Source organism: Simkania negevensis Z (assembly GCF_000237205.1).
Lineage (GTDB): Bacteria > Chlamydiota > Chlamydiia > Chlamydiales > Simkaniaceae > Simkania > Simkania negevensis.
In genome coordinates this window covers 487,992-513,754 of the sequence record NC_015713.1, presented here as the reverse complement: position 1 = coordinate 513,754, position 25,763 = coordinate 487,992, and the positions used below count along the sequence as shown (strand labels likewise).

Annotated in this window: 21 protein-coding genes and 1 pseudogene; 8 read left to right on the top strand and 14 right to left on the bottom strand. The window is 41.6% G+C overall.

The genetic code is table 11. The features are described 5' to 3' along the window. Positions 1-7: 7 nt before the first annotated feature. The 6 genes and pseudogenes from SNE_RS02975 to SNE_RS02950 form a co-directional block, all read right to left on the bottom strand. Entirely contained in the window at positions 8-682 is a 675-nt protein-coding gene (locus SNE_RS02975; RefSeq protein WP_013942844.1) for an N-acetylmuramoyl-L-alanine amidase family protein, read from the bottom strand. A 133-nt stretch (positions 683-815) separates the two neighbouring features. Further along, on the bottom strand, positions 816-2,336 hold the full coding sequence (locus SNE_RS02970; protein WP_079891523.1) for a UDP-N-acetylmuramoyl-L-alanyl-D-glutamate--2,6-diaminopimelate ligase: 1,521 nt from the start codon (positions 2,334-2,336) through the stop codon (positions 816-818). Further along, positions 2,260-4,242: a peptidoglycan D,D-transpeptidase FtsI family protein gene (locus SNE_RS02965; RefSeq protein ID WP_013942842.1), complete on the bottom strand. Its 1,983-nt coding sequence runs from the start codon at positions 4,240-4,242 to the stop codon at positions 2,260-2,262. Before SNE_RS02965 ends, SNE_RS02970 begins: the two co-directional genes overlap by 77 nt. Positions 4,243-4,247: 5 nt before the next feature. Next, positions 4,248-4,523, bottom strand: coding sequence for an FtsL-like putative cell division protein (locus SNE_RS02960; RefSeq protein WP_041419186.1), 276 nt, complete (start codon positions 4,521-4,523; stop codon positions 4,248-4,250). A gap of 15 nt (positions 4,524-4,538) precedes the next feature. Beyond that, positions 4,539-5,437, bottom strand: a pseudogene (rsmH, locus tag SNE_RS02955) (16S rRNA (cytosine(1402)-N(4))-methyltransferase RsmH). A 17-nt stretch (positions 5,438-5,454) separates the two neighbouring features. Then, positions 5,455-5,970 (bottom strand): division/cell wall cluster transcriptional repressor MraZ, encoded by a 516-nt coding sequence (locus tag SNE_RS02950; RefSeq protein WP_013942838.1) that lies wholly within the window; start codon positions 5,968-5,970, stop codon positions 5,455-5,457. Between the two features lie 244 nt (positions 5,971-6,214). Here SNE_RS02950 and SNE_RS02945 point away from each other — a divergent pair, with 244 nt between their 5' ends. After that, positions 6,215-6,733, top strand: coding sequence for a DUF5399 domain-containing protein (locus tag SNE_RS02945; RefSeq protein WP_013942837.1), 519 nt, complete (start codon positions 6,215-6,217; stop codon positions 6,731-6,733). Between the two features lie 2 nt (positions 6,734-6,735). Then, complete coding sequence (locus SNE_RS02940; RefSeq protein ID WP_013942836.1) at positions 6,736-7,131, top strand: tetratricopeptide repeat protein; 396 nt, start codon at positions 6,736-6,738, stop codon at positions 7,129-7,131. Between the two features lie 167 nt (positions 7,132-7,298). Here the strand turns inward: SNE_RS02940 and SNE_RS02935 are convergent, their stop codons facing one another. From SNE_RS02935 to SNE_RS02925, 3 genes are all read right to left on the bottom strand, one after another. After that, positions 7,299-8,306 (bottom strand): protein-tyrosine phosphatase family protein, encoded by a 1,008-nt coding sequence (locus SNE_RS02935; protein ID WP_013942835.1) that lies wholly within the window; start codon positions 8,304-8,306, stop codon positions 7,299-7,301. A gap of 203 nt (positions 8,307-8,509) precedes the next feature. Then, positions 8,510-10,225, bottom strand: coding sequence for a glycosyltransferase family A protein (locus tag SNE_RS02930; RefSeq protein ID WP_158307203.1), 1,716 nt, complete (start codon positions 10,223-10,225; stop codon positions 8,510-8,512). 69 nt (positions 10,226-10,294) lie between these two features. After that, on the bottom strand, positions 10,295-10,897 hold the full coding sequence (locus SNE_RS02925) for an ATP-binding protein (RefSeq protein WP_269453437.1): 603 nt from the start codon (positions 10,895-10,897) through the stop codon (positions 10,295-10,297). A 199-nt stretch (positions 10,898-11,096) separates the two neighbouring features. On the opposite strand from SNE_RS02925, the gene SNE_RS02920 reads away from it, so the two are divergent. The 4 genes from SNE_RS02920 to dnaA all read left to right on the top strand — a co-directional run bounded on the left by SNE_RS02920 (position 11,097) and on the right by dnaA (position 16,101). Further along, entirely contained in the window at positions 11,097-12,539 is a 1,443-nt protein-coding gene (locus SNE_RS02920) for an SDR family oxidoreductase (RefSeq protein WP_013942832.1), read from the top strand. Then, on the top strand, positions 12,536-13,453 hold the full coding sequence (uvsE, locus tag SNE_RS02915) for a UV DNA damage repair endonuclease UvsE (RefSeq protein WP_013942831.1): 918 nt from the start codon (positions 12,536-12,538) through the stop codon (positions 13,451-13,453). The genes SNE_RS02920 and uvsE overlap by 4 nt, the downstream gene beginning before the upstream one ends. Then, a complete protein-coding gene (locus SNE_RS02910; RefSeq protein ID WP_013942830.1) occupies positions 13,450-14,628 on the top strand; it encodes a multidrug effflux MFS transporter in 1,179 nt (392 codons plus the stop codon). Before uvsE ends, SNE_RS02910 begins: the two co-directional genes overlap by 4 nt. A gap of 135 nt (positions 14,629-14,763) precedes the next feature. After that, on the top strand, positions 14,764-16,101 hold the full coding sequence (dnaA, locus tag SNE_RS02905) for a chromosomal replication initiator protein DnaA (protein WP_013942829.1): 1,338 nt from the start codon (positions 14,764-14,766) through the stop codon (positions 16,099-16,101). A 6-nt stretch (positions 16,102-16,107) separates the two neighbouring features. Here the strand turns inward: dnaA and SNE_RS02900 are convergent, their stop codons facing one another. The 4 genes from SNE_RS02900 to SNE_RS02885 form a co-directional block, all read right to left on the bottom strand. Further along, positions 16,108-16,719, bottom strand: a complete 612-nt coding sequence (locus SNE_RS02900; RefSeq protein WP_148258930.1) for a hypothetical protein — start codon at positions 16,717-16,719, stop codon at positions 16,108-16,110. Positions 16,720-17,302: 583 nt separating this feature from the next. Beyond that, positions 17,303-17,719: a hypothetical protein gene (locus SNE_RS02895; RefSeq protein WP_013942826.1), complete on the bottom strand. Its 417-nt coding sequence runs from the start codon at positions 17,717-17,719 to the stop codon at positions 17,303-17,305. Positions 17,720-17,748: 29 nt separating this feature from the next. Then, complete coding sequence (locus SNE_RS02890; protein ID WP_013942825.1) at positions 17,749-18,438, bottom strand: phosphoribosyltransferase; 690 nt, start codon at positions 18,436-18,438, stop codon at positions 17,749-17,751. After that, the gene (locus tag SNE_RS02885) at positions 18,435-23,519 is read right to left on the bottom strand and encodes a hypothetical protein (protein ID WP_013942824.1); all 5,085 of its coding nucleotides are present in this window, start codon (positions 23,517-23,519) and stop codon (positions 18,435-18,437) included. The genes SNE_RS02890 and SNE_RS02885 overlap by 4 nt, the downstream gene beginning before the upstream one ends. Positions 23,520-23,647: 128 nt before the next feature. Here SNE_RS02885 and SNE_RS02880 point away from each other — a divergent pair, with 128 nt between their 5' ends. After that, complete coding sequence (locus SNE_RS02880) at positions 23,648-24,043, top strand: hypothetical protein (protein WP_013942822.1); 396 nt, start codon at positions 23,648-23,650, stop codon at positions 24,041-24,043. A gap of 133 nt (positions 24,044-24,176) precedes the next feature. Further along, positions 24,177-25,139 carry an MBL fold metallo-hydrolase gene (locus tag SNE_RS02875; protein WP_013942821.1) on the top strand — a complete coding sequence of 321 codons (963 nt, stop codon included), beginning with the start codon at positions 24,177-24,179 and terminating at the stop codon, positions 25,137-25,139. Positions 25,140-25,308: 169 nt separating this feature from the next. Here the strand turns inward: SNE_RS02875 and SNE_RS13160 are convergent, their stop codons facing one another. Further along, positions 25,309-25,506 carry a hypothetical protein gene (locus SNE_RS13160; RefSeq protein WP_013942820.1) on the bottom strand — a complete coding sequence of 66 codons (198 nt, stop codon included), beginning with the start codon at positions 25,504-25,506 and terminating at the stop codon, positions 25,309-25,311. Positions 25,507-25,763: the final 257 nt, after the last annotated feature.

The following is a 25,763-nucleotide window of genomic DNA, read 5'->3' as shown; positions in this document are numbered from 1 at the left end:
TTAAGTGTTAGTGGAAGTATTTATCGATCCCCTCGGCAATCCCTTGGGCAATCCGGTCGAGGTACTTTGGATCTGCTAGCCGATCACGCTCTTCAGGGTGGGTGATGAACCCACCTTCAACTAAGATAGCAGGCATGTTTGCTTCGCGTACGACATGAAAGTTTCCATGTTTCACTCCACGAGACGCAGCACCTGTTTGGGTAAGCAGACGAGAGAGGACGTTTTGGGCAAGCTTTTTTGAATTTGAGCTGCGCCATTTTGAACCTCTATCGTAAAAATAGACTTCTATCCCCTTTGCATTGGAGCTTTTGAAAGCATTGTAATGGAGGCTGACGAGGATTTTACTCTTGGTGTCATTTGCAATCGCGGTCCGTTTGTCAAGAGGTATGAATACATCTCGACTCCTAGTGAGAATCACGCGGTAACCCATGCTTGAAAGATACCGTTTTACTAACATTGCGGTGCGAAGCGCGAGCTCCTTTTCTTCAACATTTTGCGACTTCGCGCCAATGTCAAAGCCCCCGTGACCAGGATCTAAAACAACGAGATGACCATTCCCCTTTCTCGCATTATTTTGCGCTGCCGCAAGGGGCGTGTCCTGATCGACCTTTCCATTTTGCGAACATGCAGTCAGGAGCGGAGAGGAGAGAAAAATAAAAAAAAGAGCTGTACGCAGAAACATTTTAAACAATCGATCTATCCAAAGTTTTATATCTTAACCTGAGTTCTGGGTTTCTTTCACTCCTTCTCAGAGATTTTTTCTCATTCTTCCCAGAGAATACCCAAAATAAACCCAGAACCCAGGTTCTTAGCAATCACGGTGAATGACTACAAATTTCTCGTGCAACTTCCCGGTCGTCGAACGGTATGAGTCGTCCTCCAATCTTTTGAAAAGGTTCATGCCCTCGACCCGCAAGAAGTACGACATCGCCAGGTTTTGCTAACTCGATCCCCTTTGCAATTGCCGCTTTTCGATCGACTTCAATGAGAAGTTTGCGTGTCTCTCGAATCCCTTTTGCAGCCTCCAAGCAAATTTCCATCGGATCTTCCGATCGAGGATTGTCGGAGGTGAGAATCACGTGATCGGAAAATTTTTCAACGGCAGCAGCCATTTTGGGGCGCTTACTTGGGTCCCGATCCCCTCCACAACCAAAAATGGTGAGAATTTTTTTCTCTTTCACTTGGGTCAGCAAAGAAAGAACCTTTTCTAAAGCTTCTGGCGTATGGGCAAAGTCCACAAAAAGATGGATCCCACGATCATTTTGAATGCGCTCTAATCTTCCAGGAATTCCCGGAAAAGTGGCTAACCTCCGTTGGATTTGCTCGAAAGTTAGCCCTCTTTGATGACAGGCAGCAATCGCAGCAAGAGCGTTGAGCACATTAAAATCTCCAATGAGCGGTATTTTAAAACGACGCTCTTTACCTTGATGAGCGAGGATGAAAGAGGTTCCTTCAAGATCTCTATGCATGCCCTTTGCTTGATAATCTGCAGGAGACTCGATCCCAAACGTCACAGCTTTTGCACGTGAAGCGCCAAAGGCTTGCAAAGACGCAGCATCATCGGCGTTTAGAACGGCAATTTTTTCAGGAGCGTCAATGATTTTGAAGAGTTTGGCTTTTGCGGCGAGGTAGTTTTCCATTGTACCGTGATAATCAAGGTGGTCTTGAGAGAAGTTGGTAAAAATGGCCATGTCAAAATCAAGTCCTGCAACTCTCCCTTGCTCAAGAGCATGAGAGGTCACTTCCATCACTCCATTTTCTGCCCCCTGATCGCGCATTTCACGTAAGAATTTTTGGTTGGTCACAATATCTGCAGTTGTCAATTCTGACGGAATCCGATGCTGCCCAATCATGGTTTCAATCGTTCCCATGAGTCCACAAGGTGACTCTTTTCGTGTCAGTAAATGGTGAATAAGGTAGGACGTGGTTGTCTTTCCATTGGTTCCTGTAATTCCAATTAAAAAAAGCTCTTGGGATGGATAGCGAAAAAACCGATCTGCAATTTCTGCTTCAATGCGATCTGGATGGGGATGAATCACTTGAGCAGGTCCTTCTAAGAATGGATTGTAGAGATCGGTCAAAATTGCTGTAGCACCTGCTGATGCTGCATCGGGAATAAACTCTGTCGCATCAAAATTCGTCCCTTTTTTTGCGATGAAAAGATTGCCAGGTGCAACGAACTTCGAATGGGAACAGACTCCCGTTACTTCGAGGTCTTTGCAACCCTTGATTTCGACATCTAATCCTTGAAAAAGTTTTTTAACGGTAATTCCATTGCCCATACAAATCCTTGAGGATTTCAACTTGCTCCATCCAATCGGCTTTCTTTGGATCATACCGGGGATCTCCTAATGGATAGCCATGAGGATCATCTTCGGGAATGCCCAAATATTTCAAAGTGCGATACATGATTTTACTAAATGCAGGAGTCGCACATCTCCCACCAAAAAAAGTCTTCCCAATTCCAGGTAAGTATCTGTACTCAGGCTCATCAATTGCAATGAGAAGCACAAACCGAGGATTTGAGGCGGGAGCAAAACCGACAAAACTCGAAAAATGGTGTTTTTTGGAATAAATCCCATTGATGATTTTTTCGGTTGTTCCCGTTTTTCCCCCTTCTGTATAACCAGGAACATCGGCGCGACTTGCGCAACCTCCTGGTTTCGTGACTGATTTTAACGCATAAATTAATTCTCGGCTAATGTCCTCATCTAAAAGCCGCTTTCTCCCCTTCAACTTGTCTTGATGGTCAAACGCCACCCGATCCCCTTTTACAATTTTTTTTATCAGTGTTGGCTGGACATCCCACCCCCCATTCGCAATGATTCCATAGGCTCGAAGCATCTGCACACTTGTGGCGAGAAGGTTATATCCAAAAGAGAGTGAGTAGGGGGTGGGAGTTGACCACTGCGGCTTTCCTGAACCGTATTTCTTTTCTGGATTCGGTAGCATCCCTTCAATTTCAGATGGAAGCTCGATTCCCGTCTTTTGACCAAAACCAAACACCTCTTCTAATTGCTGCCGGTACCATTGATCTCCAAGTGTTGCAACCACCCGTTGGATCAACTTTGCGACATAAATGTTTGAAGACTTTTGAATTCCCAAATACATATTGAGATATTTGTGCCGTCCCACATCATGAATGGGAACTTTTCTTCCAGGAAACGCTCCATCCCAAACAGGAATCATTTCTGTTGGAGAAAAAATCGATTCTTTTCCCCGCCTTTCAAGTTCTTTGTTCGCTAAAAATGCAATGGCAACTGAAATCGGCTTCATCGTCGAACCTGGCTCAAAACAATCGGTGATCGCATGAACTTTTGTGGCTTCAATACGCTTCAAATCATTATAGTAATCCCGATAATTTGCAGGCTCAAACCCTGGATACTGCGCCAGTGCAATGATTTCCCCCGTATGAGGATCCATCATCACTGCCCAACCACTCTTGGCTCCGACTTGTCTCACTGCATGCTCGATCTCTTCTTCGGCAATGGCTTGAATATACGGCTCAACCGTTAAATAAATATCGGCTCCATTTTCAGGATGGGAAACCACCACTCCGCTTTCTAAGGGTTGACGAGGCGATCGGAGTTGAAGCCGCTTCCCCGGTTTTCCACGTAAATGTCGATCAAGTGTAAGCTCTAATCCCCCAGTTGGAAAACACTGGTTCGTTTCAGGATCTCGGTCATCACGCACAGAGTGCAAAACGCTGCCAAGCAATTTTCCATAAGGGTAATAGCGACGGTAATCTTCGACAAAATAGAGGGCATTGAGTGGAATTTTTTTCCATTTTGCATAGGGACGCCACCAACGCTCTATTCCCCCCTTTTCTGACTCTGTCAGCCACATTTTCAACTTTCGACTTCGAGACCGCTTGAGAAATTGCTCGGGAATAAAATTTTTCTCCTCCCAGGAAAGAGAAATAATGTCTTGTAAATTCTCGACAATTTCTTCTCGATAGGGCTCAGGAACTGACAATGGATCGACGTAAAGGTGGTACCTTTTGACATCGCAGACGAGAACTTGCGGCTCACCAACGTGATTTTCTTTGAGCTCTGAATTTCCAAAAAACCGTCCCCGTTTAAACGGTTCGCTAATTGAAAAATGGTGCTGTTGTTTGGCTAGACGAGACCACTTATCTCCTTCGACAATTTGAAGCTGGTAAAACTGCACAATAATGAAACAAAAGAGAAGAAGGACAAGCAAAGAAAGAGTCACTAGGCGGCGCGAATCTTTTGAGTCCATTTTCTCTACCCTTCTTCGATCTTGATCACATGGGTTGGCTCTCGTAAGTGGCTGTACTCAGGTTGGCGCATTTTTTCCATGAGGCTTTGAGGATTTTCGATTTTTTCGATTTGCAAAATCAGTGCAGCGTTTTCTTCTCGAAGCACTTGAACCTCTTCGGCAAGTTTCGGTATTTCGATTTTCAGTTCAGTAATATCGTTCAACTTGTCAATATACGAATAAAGCAGAAAAGCTGAAAACAAAATGCAGAGGAGTAAGCGAATGAGTAGTAGGCGGCTCACATCCCCCACCCATCTTTATAATTTCTCAGCAAAACGAAGCTTTGCACTTCTTGCGCGAGGGTTCACACGCGCTTCTTGACGCGACGGCGTCAATGGAGATTTAGTCACAAGCTTCATAAGGGGAAGAAATGTCGTCTCTTTCATTCCCTCAATTTTCTTTAGCGGTTTGGAAGCATCACGAAAAATATTTTTCACAATCCGATCTTCTAAACGGTGAAATGAAAGCGTTCCAATCAAACCACCTGATGCAAGCATTTTAATTGCTTTGCTCACCCCTTCTTGAATCGCTTCAAGCTCACGGTTCACAAAAATGCGCAAAGCTTGAAAGACAAGCGTTGCAGGATGCAATTTTTTGCGCGACTTACGACCGGATGCAGCAACAATATCAGCTAGTTCTTTTGTCGTTTCAATCGGTTTTTTTCGGCGTGCTTCAACAACAGCGCGTGCAGCTCCCCGCCAATTTTTTTCTTCTCCGTATTCACGGAAAATCTCACCTAACTCCTTTTCAGAATAAGTGTTGACCACGTCCTTGGCAGAAAGATTCTCGCTGCGATCCATTCGCATATCGAGAGGTCCCTCTTTCATGAAGCTAAAGCCTCTATCTTCTTGGTCTAACTGCATCGATGACACCCCAAAGTCAAAAAAAAACCGTCTACTTCTTGTATTTCTTGCGCTGCTAAAAGCTCATCCAAGTCCCGGAAATTGCCATGAATAAACTTCACTCTATCTTGCACCGCGGCTAAATTGTCTTTTGCTAATTCTAGTGCCCGCTCATCGCGATCACATCCAAAGTACGTTTCGATTTCTGGATGCTCACTGAGCAACCCTTTAGCAAAACCACCCGCTCCTAATGTCCCGTCAAAAAATGTTCGAATTTTTTTCTCGCGAAAAAATTCTAAACTCTCTCGCAGCATCGCTGGAATATGCCCCATCAGATTTCCTGATACTCCACTTGCTGCTCAGGCGTTAAACGTACCTGATCCTCTTCTCCATCAAGAAGGGCAAAAGCCTCTTCCATCATTTTAGAAAGACTGTCGTCATTTCCTTCCAAGAACTCTTCAAGCTCAAGAGCATATTTCTCTTTTGGCCAGATTTCGATCTTGTTTAGCACTCCTGCCACCACAATTTCCGACTGAATCTTTGCCGCTTTGCGCAGAACAGGTGGAATTACAACCCGTCCCAACTTATCGCAAGTTGAGTGGTGGAGAGTGGAAAAGAAAAGAGTAAAAAACTTTTGATAGCGTGCATCGTGCTGTTTCTTTTGAAAACCACGGACAATTTTCTCAATGTCGCTCCGTCTGTAAATCGTCAAACACCCACCAAGTCCAAGAGCAATGGTGAACTCGAGTTCTCCATTTTCAACAAGGCCATATCGCATCTGCTGAGGCAGAACGAACCGGTTCTTCTCGTCGACTTTGGTTTCTGTTGATCCTTTAAAAAAGAACATAGTGAAGTTTCACGCTTCAATTTTTCCACTTATTTCCACATCCTATCACTGCTTTCGAAAATCAGCAACATTTTTGGTAATTTTTTTCTCATCAACAAGGGCATTTTCTACCTTAAAAGACTCAGTTAAAAGAAGAAATCAAAATGTGGAAATGAGTGGAAATTGTATTTCGTTTCATTTCCGCCTCTGGTCAGAAATCGACAAAGTAGGTATATATTAGGTGAAACCCTAAGATAAGGATAAAATGGCAGAACCACGTACAATAGATAATCTTGGCATTGAGACCTCAGTGCGTTGGGCTACCGACCAAGAATTCCTCGATAAATCGATCATTAGCGAAGCCCCTCGCATCTCGAAACAAACCGTTATTGACGTCTATGCCCCTTTCTACACGAGTGAGTTCGATCTCATCTTCCAAACGAAGCAACGGCATCAACAATGGGCTGCCTTTTTTGCCCCTCCTGGATATACAACTCAAAAAATGCGTATCTTCACGTTTCAGGTGATTCCCTCGCTCGGAACAGAAGAGTTTCAGCAAGCTCAAATGCAAAAAATCAAAGAGCGGTGCGACCTCAACAAAATGAAGCGAAAGGAAAAAAAATCTGCTGGACAAACTTCTACTTATGCCTGGGAAGACGAACGTGATGAGGAAGAAGAGCAAAAAGAGTCTAAAACACTGCTCGACTTATTGGAATACATTCATAGTTTAGATAAACTGCTGAGCGCCATTAACGCCCGACGCAGTCAATATTCAAAAGGATAGTCATGAGCAAAACAGAGTGGTTAGACTTACTGGGATGGAGCGCAGATGAGATGGAAGATATCCGTTTTGTAGGATACTCTTACGTCAAGCAAGGAAAATATCAAGAAGCTTTAAAATTTTTCGAAGCCCTAGTTGTGCTTGCAGAAGACAATCTGTACGATCTCCAAACCCTTGGGGCCATCTATCTTGAAACAGGAAACAACCTTTCCGCTCTCAACTATCTCGAAAGAGCGCTCAAGATTGACTCCTCTCATGAACCTACCCTACTCAATCGGGCAAAAGCGCTTTTCTTACTGGGATACAAAAGACAGGCTCTAGCTCAATCAAGTCAGCTCGAGCGTAGCTCTGATGCGCTTGTGGCAAACCAAGCCCGCGCTCTCACTCTCGCATATTCTTAACCTAAGTTATGGATTTATTTTGCTCTTTCTCATAGGGTAGTTCTCTTAAATTCTTGAGGTTTTTACCGATGGGAAGGGCTGAAGAGCTCTTTTCAAGATATAAAGATCAGGAAGAAAGAGAAAAATCCCGGAGAAGACGCAAAATAAATCCATAACTCAGGTTCTTACTATTGATTCACGAATTGATCAAATAGTTCAATATTTCTGAGCCCTACCTGAATCTCACTATGTTTATCGACCTTATCGTCTAGTTTTCTCATAATGGTCGAATCTTTGCGGCCGGGTGCATAGTACTTACCATCTCCACCTCCATGTTTAATTTGATTTGCTGCTGCATCAGCACTCATATCTTGAAACATCATTAAGTAAGCAGCAACTCCCATCGCAGAACGACCAACACCTGCGCGACAATGAATGTAAACATTTCTTCCTTGAGCTAGCTCCATATCAATTGCATCAGCTATATAGACCAATTCATTTCGCTCTAAAAGTCGATGATCATCAGCATCAACACGATAATAATTGATGCCAGCATCCCTATACTCTTGACTCGTGTAAGGTCGGGAAACTCCAATTTCTTTCCTTTCCCAAGGTTCGTTAACAGAGATAACCGCTCCGATATTCTCGCCTAATACAAGCTGAGAAAGATCAAAGGTGTTATGATTGGGCAGAGCTCCGAGGAAAATCTTCGCTCCATTTTGGGCTGTGAAAACATGATCGTAGTTTTTGTCATTTAGACTCCGTTTCCATGCACTGAATTTAAAGGCCAACATCTGACCAAACCCAACATCATGGACATAGGCATCTTTAATTGTTGGGATGATCAGCTGCGCGATCAATGTCACTACAACAACAGAACCAAAAACAATCCAACCGATGGGGTTTGAGAAAAAGAAAGCAGCCGCAATACCTGCCACGGCTCCAACCAAGATTGCGAGCCCAATTTTTTGCATTAAGCTATCGCCGTTAATAATTTTACCAAAAAAGTCTCCTATTTTCTTGAAAACCCCTTTGGTAGCCTCTTGGACCCGATAATCTACTTCTACTGCATTTAGAGCTCTTTTGTGTGTTAGAGGAGCCACCGCATGATAATTCATAATATCTTGCGAAGATACCCTATCTTGCTCAATGGCAGTCTGATATAAATCTGTTCCGGATTGAACTAAAAAAGACACTGCGCCTTCCTCTTCTATAAACCCCTAACTTTATTATAACTAAATATTTATTATTTATTAATAAATATTTTAATTGTTAATTATTAATCACTTAGAAAGATAATTTACGAAAGAGCGAATCTATCCAGTGTTGAACGATTTATTCGAATTCTTCAATAATGGATAAAATTAGCTATAGAATTTTTTGTTATGGAGCACTAGAGTTATTGAGTTGTACTTAGTTTTTTCCTTTCACGCTTGATGAGGGGATAGTCCCCTTTTTGGAGCTCATCCATCTCGCAGAGGAGTGAGGGCAGATCAATCTTGTATCCCTCATTGAACTTATTGCCCCAGTCTTTCTTCTGAGTGAGAGTTTCTTCTTTCTCGAGCTTCAAAGGAAGGGCCTTTTTCTCTTCATAGAAAAGGGCGACGGAATGAGAAGGAAGGAGCTTTTTCCAAAGCTGCTTAAATGCTGCCAAATCCTGCACTCGATGGGAAGCTAAACCAATATCTAAAACAGCTTTGCGGCTGAGGCACATGAAAGGAGACTGCTTTTGTCCTTCTTCGCCTAGTTGCCACGCATAGGTACCATCTGTAATTTGAATGGCTTCAGGCAATGGAGAATTGGCAACCTTTTCATCGAGATTTAAAAAGAAATGATCGGCGTGGACTTTTTCAAGGGAAGTGATGCATTCATGTAGCATAAGTTTTTGCTCAAACACAAAGTGATCGTCCGTGATGAGAACAAAAGGGGCTCCATACCGCTTGTTTTCTAAAGTCTTAGTAAGAAGCGACTCAAAATCATTTCCTGGATAGTCACATACATCTAAAAACTGTACAGTGGGAAACTCATTTTTTAGGTTGAGATAAGCCCGACCAAAGGATTGGTCACGACTTTGATAGATCACATAGATTTCATTGACATCGCGTACCTTTAAGTAGAGTGACTCTAAGCAAGCATAGAGATGTAAGGGGCTATCTTCAGAAAAGATCAAAATGTCTCCTTTCAACCGATGAGCATTTTGAGCTCCTGGACTGAGTCTAAGCTGGCTTAATGTCGGATAAGACTTGAGAGAACGTAGATAGGATTCAATGGCCATCAGCTGATGGAGGTGCTCTTTGTGGTCCCCTTCAACTGTCGTATCGTTTTTCACAAGCATCACTTCATCCATAAATAAGACATGGGTGGGCCCCATTTCTAAAAGGGGGTAAAGAAATGCTAGCGAGGCTCGCTCAGCGACGAAGCGGCCATTAAAGAGAAGATCTTCTAGACGAATCTCTTTAAAATAGGCGACGGGAAAGGTTACAAGCGAGGGCAAAGGAAGAGTTCCCTGCTCTCGGAATTTTTTCTCTTGTAAAAATCTATCAGAAAAGGGTTTACCTTCTACTTGCTGGTAATCAGGGTGACGAATGGCTCGGCTATATGTTAGCCAGACATCTGGATGGGCATAGGCACAATTCAAATGATCGAGAACATTTTCATGGGAAAGCCAGTCATTTCCCTCAAGATAAACAACGATGTCTTGTGGACTTAACTGATGAATGGCATCGTAAACGACTTGCATATCAGCTTTTTTCTGCTTGTGACAAACAAGGGTCAGACGACCTGCCTTGTTTTCCTTTTCACAAAATGTTTTAACTTTATCTGCGGTTTGATCTGTAGAGCCATTATCTAAATAGAGGATCTGGTAAGCACTATAGGTTTGGTTGAAAATGGACTTGAGCTGCCTTTCGCATGAATCTTCTGCATTTTCTCCTAAAATGACAATAACAAAGTTCTTATCTTCCTGAATCGGATGAAATGTTTGCAGGTGGTTTTGAATCGCAAACGTCTCCCGGTTTTCTGTGGGTAATCCTGTGATGGGAACGAGATGTCGCAAACTAAAGTAAGCAAAAACAACAAAAGCAAGTGCGCAGGTAACGATCAAAAATTTTTTCATGAACCTTTCTCCAAAAAATATGAGCATGAAAGATAAGGAGTGTATAGCTCTCTCCTCCTTTTTTTGCAATTATGAAAACCAATGCAAGATGGGAGTTTTGAAAAAGTCCTCCAGGGAAATTCCCCTATTCCCCACAAGAAGAAGTTTACTTTTTGGAAAAGCCTGTTTGAATTCATTCATCCCAGAAAGTTTTTCTTTGCGGTCTCCACTTTTGACTTCGAATGCAACGACTAACTGTCCTTTTTTCAAGACAAAGTCTACTTCTTTCGCTCCTTCTTTCCAATAGAATAACTCAACTTGTGTTCCTCGGATTCCATTAACTAATGTAGCCCCAACTGCCGACTCAGTTAATCTTCCCCAAAACACTTTATCCTCTTTTGCTTCCTCAAAAGTTCTTCCACTCAGAGCACTCATTAGGGCTGTATTAAATACCTGAAATTTGGGACTAGAGCCTTTTCTTCGGACAGTTTGCTTCGCATACTTGCTTAAACCAGTCAAAACACCCGCCCTAGTTAAGAGCTCAAGGTAATGTGAAAGGGTGGTTGTATTTCCAGCATCTTGCAACTGCCCTACCATCTTTTGAAACGAAAGGATCTGCCCCGAATATTCGCAACCAAGTTGAAAAAGACGTCGAAGCAATGCAGGTTTATTGACTTGTGTCATGAGAAGGATGTCTCTAGAAATAGAAGCCTTTCCTTTATCTCATTAAATATAAATCTTTTATACATATATCCCGAATTTTGCTCAATACATTGAGCAAAGTCAATTCTCTTGTGCTCAGAGCTAGATGATGTCGTCAAATAATATTTCTCGAAAGAGGGCACAGAGAAATATTTGACGAAACTATCTAAATTCTATTAAAGTTATTTCTATGCGCATACTACTGACTGGAGCAAACGGTTACATTGGAACACGACTTCTTTCTTTTCTTGTTAAGGAAGGGCATGAAGTTCTAGCAATCGCACGTCGTGCAGATAGTGTTCGTATCCCCGAGGGATTTGAAAAACAAGTGAATGTCCTTGCTGCCGATCTATTAGATATCAAATCCTTAGCAAAGATTCCCAAAGATCTAGATGCAGCATACTACCTCGTCCATTCAATGGCTCGTAAGTACGACGACTTTGAGCAGCTTGACCAAAAAGCTGCCCACAACTTTGTCGAAATGGTGAATGCGACGAGTTGCCGCCAAGTGATTTACCTTACAGGACTGATTTCGAACCACACCCTCTCAAAACATTTAAGATCACGCTTAGAAGTGGAAACAATTTTGAAAACGGCGAAGTGTCCCCTTACCTCGCTGCGAGCAGGAATCATTATTGGTTCTGGAAGTGCTTCTTTTGAAATTATCCGTGATCTTGTGGAAAAATTACCCATCATGGTGGCTCCGAAGTGGGTGCTCAGCCGCTGCCAGCCCATTGCAGTTAGGGATGTCATTCATTATCTCATTAAAGTTTTAGGGCACAAAGATTGCTTGGGTCGAACATTCGATATTGGAGGTCCAGATGTATTGACTTATAAAGAGATGCTACTCGGTTATGCCAAAATACGAAAACTTTTCCGCTTGATTCTCCCTATTCCAGTTTTAACTCCTCGCCTCTCGTCTTATTGGCTCATTTTGATCACATCGACAAACTACTTTATTGCTCGCTCTCTCATAGAAAGTGTCAAGAACGACGCTATCTGCAAAGAAAACAGCATTCAATCGATTTTCCCAAAAAAATGTATGAATTACCAAAAGGCTCTCAAGCAAGCTCTTGATAAAATTGCCGCAGATCAAGTCTTATCGACTTGGAAGGACAGTTGGACCTCAAGTGATTTAGGTGAACTGACAGCAGATGACGTCGAAGTTCCCAAGCATGGGTGCTTATCTATGAGCGTGAGAGCCCCTTTTCGTACCCACCCAGAAGAAGTGTTCGCAAGGGTGCAACAACTTGGAGACAAAAAAGGGTGGTGTTACATGAATTGGGCGTGGCGTTACCGTGGTTTTTTCGATCGGGCCATTGGAGGAGTTGGAATGCGCAAAGGGCGTCGGAGTCAAAACGAGCTCAAGTCAGGTGATGTCGTTGACTTTTGGCGTGTTCTCCACATCGATTCGAAAAAATACCGACTCCTACTTCTTGCCGAAATGAAAGTTCCGGGCGATGCTTGGCTCGAGTTCAAAATCGAGCAAACTGAGAAAGAATGTGCCCTCATTCAAACAGCCATTTTTCGACCAAAAGGGGTTTTTGGTCGCATTTATTGGTACACTTTTTATCCTATTCATCTGATTATGTTTCCTGGGATGTTACGTAAATTGGTTAAAGGATTGACATGATACGTTTAGGGCTTTGTTGCATTTTTTACGAAGAACCGATCAAGTTCCGCACTACAACAGCGGCATATCTTAGCCGCAGCGAAAAGCCATATGATCACATCGATGCCATTGTTAGAGACAACATTCAGGCCCTTTTGAAAGCCATGACCTACTGTGTCTTGCATAACATCGGCTCTTTCCGCATAAACAGTCAATTTCTTCCCCTTTGCTCTCATCCTGACTGGATGTACACCCTTGCTGATTTACCTAACGGCAAAGAGCATCTAGAAGAAATCGAGAAGTGTCGGCTCTATCGTGAAGAAAAGGGGTTGCGCCTTGTTTTACATCCCGATCAATTCGTGGTGCTGAATTCCCCCAAAAAAGAGGTCGTAGAAAGTTCCATTGCCGAACTCACTTACCACGCAATGCTAGCCGATTTACTGGAGATTGATGTGATCAATATTCATGGGGGTGGAGTTTACGGCAACAAAACTGAAGCACTTGCCCGTTTAAAAAGTCATTACAAATCACTTGATACAAGCATCAAAAAGCGGCTGACATTTGAAAACGATGACAAGAGTTATACCCCTTCTGATCTACTTCCTATTTGCAACGAACTCGGAGCTCCATTTGTCTATGATGTGCATCATCACCGGTGTTTAAAAGACAACATGCTCACTCAAGAAGTCACAGAAGCTGCTCTCAAGACATGGAATCGGGAACCTCTTTTTCATATTTCTAGTCCCCTAGAAGGATGGGAAGGGTCCAAACCACAACGGCACCATGATTTTATCAATCCGGATGATTTCCCCGATTGTTGGAAAAGTCTGAGCGTCACAGTTGAAATCGAAGCAAAAGCAAAAGAAGTTGCAATTCAGAAGTTGCAAACCGCTTTAGAGCATAGAAGCGTCAAGCTTTGGAAAGCCACCACATGAAAAAGCATGTGTTTCTTTTTTCTATCATTGTTTTAGCTGCATGTTTAACACAGTTTGCATCAGACATCTATGCCCCTTCTCTTCCTGGCATTGCCGTCAGTTTGCAAACAGACATGGATTGGGTCCAATGGAGCCTCTCTATTTATATGGTAGGAGTGGCACTTTCGCAATTGATTTATGGACCGATTTCTGAAGGAGTCGGGAGGAAAAAGCCTATTCTTATTGGACTCTCTATTTTGTTTTTTGGAAGCATTGTGTGCGCTTTTGCTCCAAACATTTTCCTTCTAATTGCGGGAAGGTTGATTCAAGGATGCGGTGCTGGAGCAGTTGCAGCACTTTGGCGCTCGATTTTCCGCGATATTTTTAAAGGAGAGGAACTCGCAAAATACACCTCATATCTCGTGATTTTTATCATGTTTATTGTTCCAGCTGCGCCGGCGCTCGGCGGTTATTTTGAACATTATTTGGGTTGGCGCTCAACATTTTTTTTCATGCTTTGCTATACAATCGTTGCTCTTTGCGCTGTGGGTTGGGGGCTTAGAGAAACCAATAGACATTTCCATCGGGAACGTTTGAAGCTTAACTACATTTTCCCAACTTATTTGACTCTTTTGAAAAGCCCGGTATTCATGGGTATCACAGTATGCACATTTTTAACCTATGGAGCTTTTTTTTCATGGTTTGTTGCTGGACCTGTTTTGCTCATTAAACTTGCAGGGCTCACTCCTGTTGAATTTGGGTGGGTCACGCTGATTGGTGGTGGAGGCGCTTATGTTTTATCTGGATGGTTGAATGGAAAATGCGTTGGCCGATTTGGGATGAAAAACATGATGCGCTTTGGTTGGTCCGTTTGCATCGTTTCAGGGCTCTTCATGTTTTTCACTTTTTTTATCTATGGAGTAGAAGCCGCAAGCATTATTGCAAGTGTCATTGGATTTTACTTTGGCTCAACATTCATTTGGCCCAATGCCTTTTCGATGGCTTTTACACCATTTGGAGAGATTGCAGGGTATGCAGGAGCTCTGTATGGGTCGATGCAAATTGGAGGGGCTGCAGCATTAGGAAGTCTTGTCTCTTTTCTTCCCGATCAAAACCAGTTGCCTTTAGCAATTGTGTTTATCGTTGCTCCTAGTCTTGCATGGGGAATTTTCACTTCACTTCGATTGGAAAAATAAGAAGACGATTTTTGGGTGGGAATATTGTGACAAAACGGGTATACTTCGCACTATACTCAAACAACTTCAAAACCAATTTTTGAAGCTGTTTGAGTATAAGTACGTCACAAAAATGTCGCCTCGATTGGTTTGCTAATGTTAACACACTCACTTGAAGAAACATGGTCTGAATTTCTCCGCTTAATGAAAGAGCGGTGCAGTCGTGTTGAGTACGCAAACTGGATTGCCCCCATCCAATTAAGCACCGAATCTGACACAGCTGCTTTACTTGTTCCAAACGTTTTTGTGCGCGAATATTTACTCGATAACTACCGCGAAGAACTCTGCACTTTTTTTGGTTCTCTTAAAAAAGGTGAACCCGATTTGCAGTTTGTGGTGCAAGAGCTCAAACAAGAGCAACCCAAAGTCATCTCTAAACCCCGCCCTCGCATCGAAAAAGTTCCTGTTGAACAGGAAATGAAACTCAATGAAAACTACACATTCGATCATTTCATTGAAGGTCCCTCAAATCAGTTTATTAAGTCTGCTTGCTTAGGTGTCGCCTCCAAACCAGGAAAATCGTACAATCCCCTCTTCATTCATGGAGGTGTGGGACTTGGCAAAACCCATTTGCTTCATGCCATTGGTCATGTGCTCAAAAGTCAACACAAGAAACTTCGATTCCAGTGCATCACAACAGAAGGATTTATCAACGATTTAGTTTTTCACTTGCGCAACAAGTCTGTAGACAAAATGAAAAAATACTTTCGCAATTTAGATGTGTTACTCGTCGATGACATTCAATTTTTGCAAAACCGACTTAACTTCGAAGAAGAATTTTGTAATACGTTTGAAACGTTAATTAACCAGAACAAACAGATCGTCATCACAAGCGATAAACCCCCAGGACAACTTAAACTCTCCGAACGGATGATTGCCCGCATGGAGTGGGGACTTGTTGCCCACATTGGAATGCCCGATGTCGAAACCCGCGTCGCTATTTTGCAACATAAAGCGGAACAAAAAGGATTCAAACTCTCCAATCACATTGCATTTTACATTGCAGAACACATCTTTAACAATGTCCGTCAACTCGAAGGAGCTGTCAATCGTTTGGGCGCCTACTGTCGCCTCATGCACCTTGAAGCAACTGAAGAGGTCGTTGACAATACTCTCGGTGAAATGTTTCAATCCACACCTCAAAAACGGGTATCTGTTGATCGGATTCTAACGAGCGTATCATCGATGTTCAATGTCAGCGAAAGCGATTTGCGTGGCTCCAAACGGAGCAAAGATATTGCAACTGCAAGGCAAATTGCCATGTACCTCGCAAAAGAACTCATTGGAGAATCTCTCACAAAAATTGCATCGGCCTTTGGCGGAAAAAAACACTCAACACTTTTACATGCCTGGAAAAAAGTGTCTAAAGAGCTTGAGAACAATGAGCGCCTACGCCGTCAAATCCAAATGACACGCCAAAACATCGAAGCTTAAATAGCTTTACCCTGATTTAACGTTTTGCAAAGTTTCGTAGCTTACAGGATAACTACTCCCGAAAAACGGATTATCGTCATAGATCTTATCTCGTTGAAAGATAATCTTTTTATAAGACACCCTAGTGTTAAGTATTGTGAATACATGCTCTGCTATTGAGGTCGTTTTTACCATGTTATCTCTTTTTAAGACATCTTGGTGCTTTCCTAATACCACGACCTTTGTAAATCCTTCAAAAACCTCTGCTAATGAGTAATATTTTTTTGGAGGAGCAAAAATGATTCCCAAAATAGAACTTCCCATTTTATCAAGAAACTTAAGTGCCATCGCTCCTTCTAGAGCAACCCCTCTAAGTGACCAATTATCTAGGGCTTTTGTACCTAAAGCCCATTGAATAATACTAATTGGAATTGCAGGTAAAAACTTAACTGCCATTTTTGCAACTTGAAAAGTTGCTGCGATTGCATAGATTGGAACACGTACTGCACAAGATATGCGGCCTATAGAATGTCGCCAAGGGCGACTTGTCGTCATCTCACTGGCATCCATAGCCTCAATGAAATCAGCGACCATATCGTAACCATGTGGTCTTGATGGACTAACATGTGATGTAGCCATAATTCTCCCCTTTTTTTTCCATCTTTCCTAAAAGATAAATATATTATAACAAATAAATATTTTATTATAAATATTTTTTATAATTATTTAAATAATTGAAAATAAACAACTTATTAATAATGAGTAATTCAACACTACATAACAGATTATATTAAACCTCTTGTTATCAATATTTTATGAAAAAAGATCGTTTAGCGATTACTAGATGATTTGTTTTTTTGCGTTGATATTTTTCGCAAAAAATAAAATGGTGAGCGACCATACCAAACGGTAAAGCGCGACTTAAGGCTAAAAATTGGTTGCCAAGCAGACATAACCTGAACTCTGGGTTTATTTTGCTTAATCTCAGGAGAGAGATTTCTCTTAAATTCTCGGCATTATTGCCGATGGGAATTTCGAGGTAAGAAGGCTGAGAAGAAAGAGAAAAAAACCTGAGAATGAGTGAAATAAATCTAGAGTTCAGGTACATAGTCAAATATGACTTTATTTTTTATGAATGGCACATGAGTTGGCTTTATGATTATAAAGCCAACCAGGATGCAGATCACAGAAAAAAAATGGCTCTAAGTAAAATTAAAAAGTGTTAGAGCGAGGTATTCAACCAATGAAATATCCGAAAACCAAAAGCCACACCCACAACAGGAACCATTTCACCTGCATGATGCTCAATATGGCAACAGAAAAAAATCGTTGCAATGATCAGTGATAATCTAGGATCAAACTTGAGTCGGTAACTCTGTGCTACAATATCAGTACAACCCGAAGCACATGTCTCTGGCATTTTAGAAAGATCTTCTGTAAGCTCTGGCCAATCGCTTATCACACGTCCCCCAAGATGAAGCCCGAATCCCAAAGCAGACCATTTTGCAAATGTTTGAGGAAGTACTTTTAGTGCAAGCCCTGTTATTGCTATTGCGCAAATGAAGCGTACTCCTTCATAATAATCAGGAAGTTTGGGTTTGTGAACTGGCCCACATCCTGTTTTTCTACAACATGACATATGACACCCTCGTAAAAAAAGAATGGATCTTACATCCGGCGGTCAAATAATGCCAATGTATAAATCGTTTTTGGAAAAAGAGATAAAATAGCATCTCTGGCAAAGCGCATGGTATCACTGTCACGGACCATATCTGCGATGAGCAAAACCTTTTTGTCGGAGAGATTCCCTTGGAAAAAAGTTTTTGCCCGAAATCCATAGCTAATCCCTTTTTCCTGAGTTGTTAAAATAGGACGACAAGGAATTGAAAGGATTTTGCTAAGTGACTTTGCTATAAGGTAGTTAGGTTGTCTTTTCAGTGACAGCATCTCAAGTCGGCTATCGGGAACTGGGACAATTGCATCAGGATAAGGCCACGAGAGATTTTTCCATTTCACAACAAGGAGCGACGCAAAAATCTTAGCAACATCTTCACTTTCATATACGCGAAGCTGTTCATGTAAGCTATAAGCTGGCCCCTCAGGAAAAAAGCAAGAGTTAAAAGGCATAAGATAACTGGGACGTATTCGACACTCTTTACATTGCAAACTCACCCGATCTCGTTTGGGTCTCCCACAAGTCTGACAGGCTAAGGTGGAATCGATCCATTCAATTTGATCAAAACAAATTTTACAAATCCACTTATCTTTTCCATAGGTTTGACGGTTACAGTGGAGGCAAAAAGTGGGATAAAAAAACTGAGATAGAGATCTAATAAGAGTTTTGGCTAATTGGGTCATTTCAAACTGTAGCGAATATCTTCAAATGTTCCAGCAATTGAGAGGGTAAAGGGTTCAGTAATTTTAAGGAGAACATACTGTTTCATCTTAATGTTGATATTGAGATTTCCATCTAAATCAATAAACGAGGGCTCTGAAGGAGAAAGGTAAAACTTGGAACGTTTTCCTTCGCTGTAACTATCTGTGAGTTGGGTGAGAAAAACTTTTCCATCTGCCATCACATAGTCAAGGCGGCCTTTGATAGGAACTAGTAATCCCATATCAAGTCCCAGACGCCCCAAAATTTCAAAGGGAATGTCGAGGATGTTATAATCGCTTTTAAAAGTATTGGTGAAATTTAAGTTTCCTTTTCCGGTAAAACTTTTCGCATCTCCTAAGATCCCCCGAATGTTATGAAAACTCATATCACGAATGTGCAGAGGTTTGATTTGTCCCTGATAACGACCAACTTTTTTAAGGAGGCTTGGGCGGAAGTTTTGGGCGACAATCCGAGGAATGGAAACTTTCCACTTCTGGTCTTCTACTTTCGCGATACGTACATCATCTATCGAAAAAATTCCCGAAACATCACTTAAATTGAGCTTTGCCAACTCGATGTGATCTTTATGAATGGAAATCTCACTTAAAAGGGTTTCCATTTCAGATCCCATCAGTTGAAATCGTTTTCCTTTGAGATACCCAGTAAAGTGAGAATCTAAGAGTTTTTCTTTCGAGATGACCCAATCACCACTGAGTTCATATCCTTTTCCGATTTCAAATTCTTGGATTGTCTCTTGCATCGACTTAGGCAGAACTTTTGATAGCTTTGGAACATCGATCTTAAGCTGACCCGTTAACACCATTTGATCCAAAAAGGACCCTCTTGGATTGTGGTGAAAAGAAAAATCAAGACCACTCACTGCCCCTTCAATACTTTGAATAAAAAAGCCTTCATTTTGGTTCCAATTGCTCACAATGGTCAATGGATGAACTGTTGCCTGGTCTTCAACAAGGGTTTCTTGAATCATAATGCGTGTCTTCAAATGAGGCAGAAGACTGACTTGTGCTTGCAAATCAAAGGGGTGCTCATCAAGCAAGGTATTCATTTTGAGTTCGATTTCACCTCCAGAGAGTAGGTAGCGCAAATCATTGAGATACCACGCCTTATCTCCAATCCAATAGTATCCTTCTTTCAAGCGACCTTCAACTTCAGCTCTCTCTCCGAATTTGAAATCAAAGGTCAGCTCCATTTGATTGTCCCACTTGAAAGGCTGATCAAATAGGGTTAAGTACCCTTCTCCTGCACCTAAATAAGGGAGTGCACTTGTCGCTCCTAAATGGTGAACCATTTCAGGAGGTAAAACGAGTTTAAACTGCGTTCCTCTCCAACTTTTAGATTCAAAGTCATAGCCCAATTTTTCAAATTCACATTTCGCCCAATGTTGATTTGACCGGGGATGAAAAAAGTGAAACACCGCTCCGCCAATTTCCACCCCTCTTTCTTGCGAAAAATGCAGATGAATCGGCTTGGCACTTTCAACACGTAACCGTCCTTTCGAAAAGTCTTTTCCAAGAAGTTGCAACTGTGCATCTAAGCTCCAATCTTTCAGTCCTTTAGAAAGATTGCATTCCAAGTTTCCACTTGTTGCCAATTGCCCCATCAAATAACTCAGATCATATTCTCCTAGATTGGGAACTAGTTTGAGAAGTTCTTCTAAATCAACATTGAGGTGTTTAAGAGGAAGCTTCACCACCCCATTTTCCTTATCAAACAGTCCTTTTTCGCTGCGGAGCTTACAGTTTTTCCAATCAACGTAAAAGGTAGGTATTTCCCAAGTATCTTTCTCTTTGATCATATGAGCAGTCATCGTCAAAGAACCGACAGAAAAATGGTCGAGTTTGAACTCATTCCCTTTTCTTTCTCCATGAATGAGGAGCTTTTCCCAATCAATTGTTCCAAAAGCAAAGTGATCGCTTTTTGCTTCAAATGAAAATGCCTCATCCGCATCACTCAAATAAACTTTAAGATGGGTACTTCCTTCAAATCGAGGGCTTTGCATTTCCTCTAATGTAGAGGCTTTAAGCGGAAGTAATCCAGCATGAACGAGAAAATCTAAGTGATGGTACAAATCGCGTGAGGACAAATCGGTTTCAAAATCTAAACACCTGATTTTCCCTTCGTCGCCTATCGAAAATTTTCGAAAGTTAACTTTTGCTCCAAAAAACCGGGTCAGCTCGGGATCAATGTGAATCTGAAGCTCCTTTTTAGCTTCATCACGTCTAGCATCTCCCACTAAACGACAAATATCATGTGTCGGAGTTTCTAATCGAAGATCGTAATCCCAAGAGCCCTTTTTGAAGTCTGCTCGCGCTACGGGAATATTGAGATGGTAGTTTTTTGGAGATTTACCTTCCCCAAGACGTAAATATCCATCACTTTCTATCAAACTAAGAACCTGATCTCTCCAAGACCATTCAAAGCGAGTGGTGAGCCCTTGAAACGAGCAGCTTGGAGTGATGGGATAGGCTCCATTGTGCAAGGTCAGGCTCACTTCCCATCCAAGCAACTCTTCTCGCTCGCCAACAAAAGCCCGGAGTATCATCCCATTTTCCCCACTTGTGACCTCACCTCCTAAAGGAAGATCCATTGTTGAAAATGGAGAAAAATGGCGTAAAAACTTTTGAATGGCTTGCGTTGACCCTTTAATTTCATCTGTTTTGATGCAAAGTTCTGCATAGTCTCCATATTGGTAATCAAGAGAAACGGCTCCTTTAAATGAGGTGCCCTGAGCAGAAGCGACAACATTTTGAAACTCGAAAAAATCTCCTTCCAATTCGAGTTCACTGCTAAATGAATCGAACTCAATACCAAATGACTTTTCGATAAGCTTCGCATTTTTAAGAGGGAGTTTTCCAAACCACTGGCCTGATATGAGATCATATCGAAAATGGCAGGATGGCGCTTTTTCTCCACAATAACCTGCTTCTAACTGAACATAGGGAGAAGTATAAACAAGGTCAGAAGGATCGAGACTAAGAGCGATTTTTTCCCGGTTGAGCGTTCCTTCAAGAGCAGCTCTTCCCTGAGCCCGCCAATTTTTTTCAAAAAATTCTAAAGGCAAGTTAATTGTCTCCGCAGAGAGAGTGCCTGCTTTAAACCAACCAAGATTGAGACCATTTAAAAAACCTGCATGCAAAAGCTCTGCCATCTCCCATTTCGCTCCAAAAAGGACCGAGTCGGTTGGGCAGTTTTCTCGGATCAGGTCTAAATTTCCTTCAATAGAAAGCTCTTCTCGGGAAGTTCTAAGATGCATGTCAAAATCCAAAGCGAGCTTTTCATCAAATTGTGAAAGAGCATTTTTTCTCTCATGGCCAAAAAGTTCAAAAAGTGTTTTTGGAGTAAGACCAAAATCTAAATTCACATTGAGATGTGTATAAAGTCCCTCGAAATGCATGTCAGACTCAATGCCATTCAATATGGCCGTGACCTTCGATGGTTTCAGGTACTGATCATGCATCGAAAGGTCCGCATCAAGCCTAGCAACGTGGACATTTTCAAACCCGTCAAAGGCCCCTTCATGAATTTTGAGCTCCCAAAAAGTTCCATCAAAAAAATCTGCGTTAGAAAAGTCAAATTCCCCATTGCCTTTCATTTGTTTTGCGGAGAAGAGAAAGTTGTGCTTAAGATCTCGCAATTGGGCTTGGCCCACATTAAGTTTTTTAACATCTAAAGATTGAAATCGACGATTTTCAATAAGTCCTACGAAAGCCCCTTCAAAATTCCCTTGCTCGAGAAAATAAGGTTTTAAATGGGGGTATTTGATTTTTACAAGGCGTTGAACAAGATCTACAGGATCTTCTGAAATATTTTGGAAACGACTTTCAAATTGGTACTTCTTGGAGCCTAATGATGAAAAAGCCATGTATGTTGACATCTTTTCTCCCCCTTCTTCTTGAAGAGAGAGATCAACAGCCATTTTCCAATTTTGATCGTTTTCAATCAGTCCTTCTCCTAAGAGACGTAAGGGATATTCGCGTCCATCTTTGGTAAAAAGGCCATGAAAGTCAACCAATGGCTGATTGCGATGGCTAAATTGAAGCCTTCCTCGAAGCTCAACTACGCCTTGATTGGCTTTGGTTTCAGGATCTTCAAAAGAGATCTTTGCGCCATAAAACTCTCCGTCTCCAACAAAATAAGGCCAAATTTTTTCAAAAAATGGATGAGATGTCCACGGGCCCATTTCATCATTTGATGTGAAATGCTCTCGCCAATTGATTTGATACGCTGTGAACGCAACTCCATAATAGGCATGATTTAAGGTGAAATCGATGAGCTTTAGATCATACTGAATGTGCGAAATTTGATTAGCAGAGCTCAAACCAAATGCAAGTCCTCCTGAAAGGTTTCCTTCAGAAAGTTGGATAGACGGATCGATAGGAAGTGAAAAAAAGCGCGCCATCGAGAACATCCAAGGCAGCTGCAATTCATTAAAATGGACATCAAATTCAAAATCACGATCCCGCCTAAAAAAATGAGCTTTTAGTGGGGCATTTTCTAAAGCTTCCTCAGAATGAGCCAGAAATAAAGTGCCCTGTTGATCGGCCCCTTGCCCCGTTTCTATCGAGAAATAGGCCTCCATTGAACGGTCTTTATTGAGAGCGACCTTTCCTCGATTGACGAAAATTTCTTTTTTAAAGAGAAACTGCTCACAAAGAGAGTAAAGCCCCTTTTTTTTCTTTTTTTCATTTCGCTTGGCATCGAGCAAAGCTATTTCGGGAGAGTCGATCACAAGCTGAGACCCGAAATGAAATGGAAAGAATTGTAGGGAAAAAACAAAACGGAGGTCTTCAACTTTCACTTCAAACCCCGAGGATTTTTCAGCACTTTGCCTAGAAAGGCTCACGTGATGTAATACATAAGCACCTTTTTCCCAGTGCCCACTTTCATAATCAACAACAAGAGTCTCTCCTTTTGGGAGACGAGAAGTTAAAAAGAATTTCACTCCATAGCAGATGAGAGTATGATGAAAAATAGCAAAAGCAAAGAAAAACACGCAGAGTAAGGAAAAAATGATTGTGCGTTTTTTCGAAATGCGACTCATATGACCTCAGTAGATTTCAGTCTTATGATAGTCACTTTTCGAAAAATTATCCACAGCTCTCTCGAAAAAAACCATTTCTTAAAAAACATGGGTGAATTATGGATAGAATTTGAAGCCTTGGAGAGACGATGAAGAAACAATTCAGTATCATTACCCTTATCTTATCCACCTCAACTTGGGTTTGCTGTGTCTTGCCGATTCTCATCACGATCATTGCCGGTGCAGGAGCAGTTTCTACCCTTGTTTCTATTTTCCCCTGGCTAGTCCCTGTTACAAAACACAAAGACTGGATTTTTATCATTGTGGGAATCTTGCTCTTAGCGAATGGACTTTTCATCTACATTCCTTCTTTCAAAAAAGAATGCCCTGTTGACAAACGAGAAGCTTGTCAAACTGTTAAGGGATGGACCAAAGTCATTTATTGGGTAGCTGTTGCTATTTATCTCATTGGAGCCTTCACAGCCTATCTTCTCACTCCATTAGCTCTTGTCATGTGCCGCTATCTTGGCTTCGAACAACCGTAATAAAGCGTGACTACGGCCCCAATAAACTCATTTCTTCAGCCGGTATTGTCAATAAACTGAATTGTAAAAAAATTTCAAAAGTCCACATTATATACTCAAACAAGTTCAAAAATTAGCTGAGTATATAGAAGCAATGACTGAAAAAAACCGTTTCCGCAACCCACATTTTGACAAAAGAAAACAATCGATCAAGCAGATTATTCATTCACTCAAAATGGAGAAAAAGCTTGCTATAGCACCACATAACTTTCAGTTCCCAAATCCTCGTCAGCTAAATGAATCTGAAACAGAACCTTCTGCTTGTTGGTTAGGTCACTCTTCGTTTTATTTGAAGTGTCGTGGGTTCCATCTGATCACAGACCCGGTTTGGAGCCAGCGCTGCTCACCTATCCCCTGTCTCGGTCCCAAACGACGTCAACCTGTCCCATATGCTTTAAACCATTTTTCAAAAGTTCATTTTGTCCTTATCAGTCATAACCATTACGACCACCTAGACAAGAAAACAGTCCTCAAGCTTCACACACTTCACCCTCAAATTCACTGGATCGTGCCAATAGGCGTCGCCAAATGGTTTAAAAAGTACGAAATTCTCAATGTCTCAGAGCTTGCTTGGCACGAAGAGTTCCATTGCACACAAGATGGAGAATCTATTACGATTACTGCCGTTCCTACGCAACATTTTTCTGGTAGAGGGCTACATGATCGAAATAAAAGCCATTGGAATGGTTATGTCATGACATTCAAAAATCTAGATCATTCAAAGAAAGCCTATTTTGTTGGAGATACAGGTTATAACCCACATGACTTCAAAGCAATTGGCGAAAAATACGGTCCCATGGATCTTAGTCTTATTCCAATAGGAGCTTATCGCCCTCGTTTCTTTATGCGTGAAGTTCACGTAAATCCTGAAGAAGCTGTTATGATTCATCAAGAAGTAAAGTCCAAGCTAAGCATTGGAATGCATTGGAAAACTTTTAAACTAACCAGCGAAAAAATGCATCAACCTCCTTATGATCTCTATCAATCTCTCGAGAAACACAGTGTTTCAACTTGTCACTTCAGAGTTCTCGAAATTGGACAAACAATTCAATGGTAATTAGGAAAAATATGAAACTCTATACTTTAAAGCGGTCTCAAAACTTCCTTTTCCAATTGATCGCATCATTTCGTTTTTTGATCAGAGCGAAAACCTAGAAAAGTAGTGGCAAACTTGCTATTCTTGAAAAACTACAAAAAACACTCAACAACACTAAAAACCAGATCATCTAAATACCAACAAATAGAATGTACACCCCAAAAATTGCTGCACCAATCGCTAAGGCCAGCTTCCATTTACGCTCTTGTTTCCATGCCTTTTTTACCTCCAATGCTAAAAAAGCAAAACCAATTCCTCCTCCCACACTCTTGATCAGAACGTCCACCAAATGAACAAGAAAATTCACAGTATAGGAATGATCTTCCATTCTTTAAACCTACGTAACCTGAACTCTGGGTTTCTTTCACTCATTCTCAGGGATTTTTCTCTTTCTTCTCAGCCTTTTTGCCTCGAAAAAGACCGTTTGGCCCTTTCCATCGGCAAAAATACCGAGAATTTAAGAGAACTTTCTCTCCTGAGACTAAGCAAAATAAAGCCAGAGTTCAGGTTAGCATTTAAATTCTTTGAAAAAGCTAGCAAAAACAATTCTTTCGGTCAAGAAGCCGAATTGTGCAAAAAAACTAG